The sequence below is a fragment of the Accumulibacter sp. genome (assembly GCF_036625275.1).
Lineage (GTDB): Bacteria > Pseudomonadota > Gammaproteobacteria > Burkholderiales > Rhodocyclaceae > Accumulibacter.
Genome location: NZ_JAZKUD010000010.1, coordinates 74147 through 80166, shown reverse-complemented (window position 1 = coordinate 80166; position 6020 = coordinate 74147). Strand labels below are relative to the sequence as shown.

Annotated in this window: 5 protein-coding genes and 3 pseudogenes; all 8 read right to left on the bottom strand. The window is 60.1% G+C overall.

Features of this window, described 5'->3' with window-relative positions; genetic code table 11:
- Window positions 1-117: 117 nt before the first annotated feature.
- A pseudogene (locus tag V5B39_RS06655) lies at window positions 118-614 on the bottom strand (transposase); the annotation flags it as partial.
- A gap of 49 nt (window positions 615-663) precedes the next feature.
- Complete coding sequence (locus tag V5B39_RS06650; RefSeq protein WP_332342137.1) at window positions 664-975, bottom strand: Rpn family recombination-promoting nuclease/putative transposase; 312 nt, start codon at window positions 973-975, stop codon at window positions 664-666.
- A gap of 85 nt (window positions 976-1060) precedes the next feature.
- Entirely contained in the window at window positions 1061-2044 is a 984-nt protein-coding gene (locus V5B39_RS06645) for an Rpn family recombination-promoting nuclease/putative transposase (RefSeq protein WP_332342136.1), read from the bottom strand.
- Between the two features lie 133 nt (window positions 2045-2177).
- Window positions 2178-3185 (bottom strand): Rpn family recombination-promoting nuclease/putative transposase, encoded by a 1008-nt coding sequence (locus tag V5B39_RS06640; RefSeq protein WP_332342135.1) that lies wholly within the window; start codon window positions 3183-3185, stop codon window positions 2178-2180.
- A 68-nt stretch (window positions 3186-3253) separates the two neighbouring features.
- The gene (locus tag V5B39_RS06635; RefSeq protein WP_332342134.1) at window positions 3254-3793 is read right to left on the bottom strand and encodes a SapC family protein; all 540 of its coding nucleotides are present in this window, start codon (window positions 3791-3793) and stop codon (window positions 3254-3256) included.
- A gap of 15 nt (window positions 3794-3808) precedes the next feature.
- Window positions 3809-3943 (bottom strand): annotated as a pseudogene (locus V5B39_RS06630) (IS630 family transposase); the annotation flags it as partial.
- A gap of 145 nt (window positions 3944-4088) precedes the next feature.
- Window positions 4089-4598, bottom strand: a pseudogene (locus V5B39_RS06625) (Rpn family recombination-promoting nuclease/putative transposase); the annotation flags it as partial.
- 82 nt (window positions 4599-4680) lie between these two features.
- Window positions 4681-5862 (bottom strand): transposase, encoded by a 1182-nt coding sequence (locus V5B39_RS06620; RefSeq protein ID WP_332342133.1) that lies wholly within the window; start codon window positions 5860-5862, stop codon window positions 4681-4683.
- Between the last annotated feature and the right edge of the window lie 158 nt (window positions 5863-6020).

The window sequence follows — 6020 nt, the reverse complement described above, 5'->3', positions numbered from 1 at the left end:
TCAAGCCCAAAGCCGACAAGCTCGCCGCGTAGGCAGGCGCCGCTTTCGCGGCATTGGCTATTTGTTTAACAAAAACCGATAGTTAAAGCGTAGTTTCGTCTACTACGTGGAGGAAGATCCGTCGGGGCGTAGCAGATCGCGTAACAGGCGTGCGCCCGCGAACGGGGGCTCGAGATGTGATTCGTCCATACGACGCATCAGCGCGAGGTCCTCCGGCGAGACCTCGCGTGGCGTGTCGTACACGCTCGAACGAGCCAGCCCAAGCAGGGCGCACTGATGCGATACAGGGAGCTTATGGTTGCGGTCAATCCTCGTCTTGCGCTCAGCAGGCCCGCCTGGGTGAGCGCATGTTCTAAAAAATCGTTTTCCAGCGTCCACTGGCCGATCTTGGCGTGCCGTTTCGTCAGGTCCGGATCACTGCTCGCAGGGCTTCTGGCGTCACCAAAAACCTGAACCGCATGCTCGGTCAGTGGCCGCTTCCAGTCCGTGATCTGATTCGGGTGAATGTCATCCTGCTGCGCCAGCTCCGCTAGCGTCTTGTCGCTCTTCAGCTCCGCCAGTGCCACTTGCGCCTTGAATGCCGGTGTGTGATTCCGCCTCGTCCTTCTGGCCATGCTCTTGCTCCTGTGGTGGCTGCTTACGCAGCCGTTCGTAGGGGCAAGGCTACCACTTATCCTCCTGTCCGAATTTCCGGGGCCCGCTCTTCATCCGTACCGCCATCCACGGGTCAGGCTCACTCTGAAATTCAAGAACCAGATAGACCCACAGCCAGCGATCCCGGACCTGCACCCGCCACACCCTATCGTCGTGACGCTGCCGTTCGGATTCCGAAACATAGCCGCCATTGACGTGTTCCAGGGTGCTGAAGTCCGCGTCTCCGACCCATTCCCCCGGAACATAGCCGAGCAGAAGGTCGCGCACCATGGCAGGGTGCGAGAAGAGTAGTTTGTAACCCGTATCGTGAGTGCTGGCCATCGGGTCATTCTAACCGACTGGATTCCGGAGGGGGCGGCACCCGGGTTGCTCCATGCCCATTGGCCCGAAGACACGCTGCACGGGGTCAGTGACAGGCCGACGGCGGCGCAAAAACCTCCTCCAGCGTGGCGGCGGTCAGTACGGCGTCTGTCCAGGCTTCCAACTCGCTCTCGGTTGCCTTGGCCAGCCTGTCCTCGGCCCAAACCGGCAACTCGCCAAAGCGGCGGGTTAGCTGGCGAGACAGGACGCGAAACTCGCCCTCCATCCGTCCCTCCATCCGTCCCTGCTGAATTCCCTTTTGCGTCGCTTCATCAAACCAGCCTTCAATACGTTCTGCCAACATCGTATCCGCCTCCATGATGTCTTGGATTTGATCGATTTCCTCAAGGCGGCTGCGGGGTGACTTGCGCCGCAACAACCATTTCACCCAGAGGCCGAAGGCCCGCCGCAAGGGCTGTGACTCGGGGGTCCGCAAGACTTGGTCGAGGGCTTGCAACACCTGACGCATCTCCGCCACGGACTGACCATTTTCCAGATTGAACAGGGCTTCGGCAAAGTTGCGTACCGCGCCCACCGGGTGAAGTTTCAAGCGCGCTTCATCCACCAGGTGATACCGCCATCGGGGCCGGAAAGCTTCCAGGCCACCGGGCGGCATCACGAAGCAATCACTGACCTCGGTCGAGGGCTTCCATTCGGGCACGCCGTTGTACAGCACCATCGGCAGAATCGGCGGGAGCTTGCCTTCATGCAGTTCCCCTTCCCGGATCAGATTCTGGGCAAGGAGTCCCACATACACCATCATCCGTACCGCCATCCACGGGTCAGGCTCACTCTGAAATTCAAGGACCAGATAGACCCACAGCCAGCGATCCCGGACCTGCACCCGCCACACCATATCGTCGTGACGCTGCCGTTCGGATTCCGAAACATAGCTGCCATTGACGTGTTCCAGGGTGCTGAAGTCCGCCTCTCCGACCCATTCCCCCGGAACATAGCCGAGCAGAAGGTCGCGCACCATGGCAGGATGCGAGAAGAGTAGTTTGTAACCCGTATCGTGAGTGCTGGCCATCGGGTCATTCTAACCGACTGGATTCCGGAGGGGGGCGGCATCCGGAGGCACTTCCGGGCCGTGGCCGCTTCATGCGGGGCGGGCCTCTCCGGGTTGCTCCATGCCCATTGGCCCGAAGACACGCTGCACGGGGTCAGTGACAGGCCGGCGGCGGCGCAAAAACCTCCTCCAGCGTGGCGGCGGTCAGTACGGCGTCTGTCCAGGCTTCCAACTCGCTTTCGGTTGCCTTGGCCAGCCTGTCCTCGGCCCAAACCGGCAATTCGCCAAAGCGGCGGGTTAGCTGGCGAGACAGGACGCGAAACTCGCCCTCCATCCGTCCCTCCATCCGCCCCTCCATCCGTCCCTCCATTCGTCCCTGCTGAATTCCCTTTTGCGTCGCTTCATCAAACCAGCCTTCAATACGTTCTGCCAACATCGTATCCGCCTCCATGATGTCTTGGATTTGATCGATTTCCTCAAGGTTGCTGCGGGGTGACTTGCGCCGCAACAACCATTTCACCCAGAGGCCGAAGGCCCGCCGCAAGGGCTGTGACTCGGGGGTCCGCAAGACTTGGTCGAGGGCTTGCAATACCTGACGCATCTCCGCCACGGACTGACCATTCTCCAGATTGAACAGGGCTTCGGCAAAGTTGCGTACCGCGCCCACCGGGTGAAGTTTCAAGCGCGCTTCATCCACCAGGTGATACCGCCATCGGGGCCGGAAAGCTTCCAGCCCACTGGGCGGCATCACGAAGCAATCACTGACCTCGGTCGAGGGCTTCCATTCGGGCACGCCGTTGTACAGCACCATCGGCAAAATCGGCGGAAGCTTGCCTTCATGCAGTTCCCCTTCCCGGATCAGATTCTGGGCAAGGAGTCCCACATACACCATCATCCGTACCGCCATCCACGGGTCAGGCTCACTCTGAAATTCAAGGACCAGATAGACCCACAGCCAGCGATCCCGGACCTGCACCCGCCACACCATATCGTCGTGACGCTGCCGTTCGGATTCCGAAACATAGCTGCCATTGACGTGTTCCAGGGTGCTGAAGTCCGCCTCTCCGACCCATTCCCCCGGAACATAGCCGAGCAGAAGGTCGCGCACCATGGCAGGATGCGAGAAGAGTAGTTTGTAACCCGTATCGTGAGTGCTGGCCATCGGGTCATTCTAACCGACTGGATTCCGGAGGGGGGCGGCATCCGGAGGCACTTCCGGGCCGTTGCGGTTTACTGTGTGCCCGGCTTTTTTCCGTGGCCCGCCAGCCGCTGGGAGGGTGGAAAGCGCCCCGCCAACCCCACACAAGGCTGGCAAGGCGGAATCAATTGGTACTGGCCGGGCGTGACGAGGCCAAAACGACCTTTTGCAGGTGCCGCAGGCTGGCCCAGTGAGCATAGACTGTCGCCAGTAACCCACTCCCTGGCCCACTGGGCGAGAGTTTCATCGGGCAAGGCGTTGAGCTTTTCCTGATCGACGACGCTGAAGCCACCGATGGCATGCACCTGCTGGTCGATTTCCTGTGTCAGCGTCTTGGCAACGATGACCCCGGTTTCGAGCAATGACTGGTGCGCGGATTCGGTGCGGTTGGCGGCAGTCTGGTAGGCCGTCAGGAAATTCATGGCGCTGGTGGCCACTGCGGCCGGTTCGCCTTCAGGAGTGAACAAGACATCCCCCGCTCCGGAAAAATGCGGGGCCGCCGCATCGATGGCAAGAAAGAGTTTGCTGGGGTTCTCCGCACTCTGGCCGCTATTTCTACTGGTTCGTTCCATTAAATGGGCTACAGATCAGGCAGCTTTCATGTCGAATTTTTTCCAACGAAACACCACGGGTGCCTGATTTATTTCCTTGATGCCCTTGAGGATACACGTCTTCAGTTCGTCGATAGACTGGACGCGAATGTGGCGCAAGAACGTACGTGCGCATCAATGTCGCCCGGATCCAGATGGCGAACATCCGCCGCAGGTCGGGGCGACCGACCAGCCATTCGTCGAGCCGTCCGAGCAGGACACCGATGCTTTCCGGCGAAGCCGGGTGCTCGATCCGGAAGACGGCCGCCACGAGGTTCTTCAGCGAGGCCAGTTCGCTGTCAGTGTGGGCGTTCTCGTCCACCAGCAAGTATTGAAACCGCGGCTTGAACTGCTCGACCAGGCCCGGCACCGGCGGAATCAGGTCGAAGACGTCGGTCGCTGCATTCCAGCGGGAGCTGCCGTTGTAGAGAACGATCGGCAGGACCGGCGGCAGGCGGTCGTCGGACAGTAGGCTCTGCTTGATCAGGGCCTGGTAAAGCAGACCCACGTAGACCATCATGCGCAGCGCCATGTACTGGTCGACACCGCTCTGGAACTCGATGAGCAGGTAGAGATAGACCCACTCGCCACCGACCTGGACCCGCCAGACGATGTCGTCGGAACGTTTGCTGAGATCCTCGGTGACGTAGCTGCCGGGGACGATCTCCAGCGTGCGGTAGTCGAGGCTGTGCAGCCATTCGTCCGGCACAAAACCGAGGATCAGGTCGCGCACCAGTTCCGGCGTCGAGAAGAGGAATTTGTAGCCGCGGTCGTGTTCGCTTGCCATCGGCGCATTTTACCTGCGGTGCAGGTGCCTTGGCATGGTGGCCTGGCAAACCATTGACCCTGACCCCTTTCCCTTCTCTTTTTCAAGCAGCTATTTTCTCCCGCTCCCCACCAAACACTTTGCGGGCCGCACGGATTCCACGCAGATACTTCGTCTGACGCCGCGCACACCAGGTCACCAGTGCATTCGGTGCGCCCACCGCACTGCCGAACTCCTTCAGGAAACGGCTGGAATAGGCGATGAAAGCTTCACCATCCATGCCCATGCGGTCGAGAATCCGGGGTTGATCGGCGGGGAGGAATCCTTTCTTTTTCGGGTGCAGGGCTCTGCCCGTCCAATCGACCAACTCGACATAATCGGCAAATGCAAACGGCACCGCCCAGGGCGTGCGACCGGTAGCATCGAAGGGCATCAGCGAGGCTTGCGGCAAGGAAATGGCGGTTTCTGCCAGCGCTAGCAGGGGGGTCACGTTCGCATTGGCCGCCGGGGTAGCCAGGTCTGCCTCACCAACTGGGGAGGCGACTGCCTCCGGTGTTTTTTCGGTGGCCATCGGTACGTCCGGCCCTATTTCTGCGGGATTTTCTTCCACAGCCAAGACCACTACCTCCTCCACTGCTGCCGGTAGCACGCTTAACCGTTCCTGGATCGAGGTGTAATCAGACGTTTCCAAAGACCCGGCAATGCCCGCCCGCACCGGGTTCAGGTCGACATAGGCCATCGCCGCCAGCAGCGCCTGTTCATCCAGCAAGGCCTGGCTTTTGAAACGCCCCTCCCAGAAGCGCCCCGTGCAGCCATCTTCGGCATTCGCCTGGCGGGCGAGGGATTCATTCAGGATGCGCATGAACCACGATAGGTCGTGCAGGCGACTGCGGTAGGTGGCCGCCATCTCTTCAACCTGGGCAATTTCTGCCGGATCCATCTCGGTGCGCGCGGGCGAAAGGTAGCGGGCTACCAGCAACGGACCAGTGAAAATTTGCGTCCAGCGGGTCAGCGTCTCCTCCGTATCCCAGCCGCGTGCTCGGGCCTCGTCAATATGGACAACGAGGTGGTAGTGGTTGCTCATCACTGCATACGCAGCCACATTGATAGCGAATACGCCTGCCAGTTCCTTGATACGCTGGGCAATCCAAGCACGGCGGTGATCAAAATTCTTGCCCGTCAGCCGGTCTTCGCCGCACAGAAAGGCACGGCGCACGCAGCGGGAAATACAATGGTACCAAGCGGTGTCGTCGAGGCTGACGAGGGTGGAGCGGGGAAAGGTCATGGGTTCGGCCTTGTGGGTTCAGGGGCGATGGATAATGAAAATGGTAGCAGATCGGGGGGGGTGAATGTCAAAAATAATATGGGTGTCCTGTTAAATATTGTCCTGTTAAATATTGAAGAGCCAAAGTAAAAGCCCCCAGTCCTCGTGAGACCCGGGGG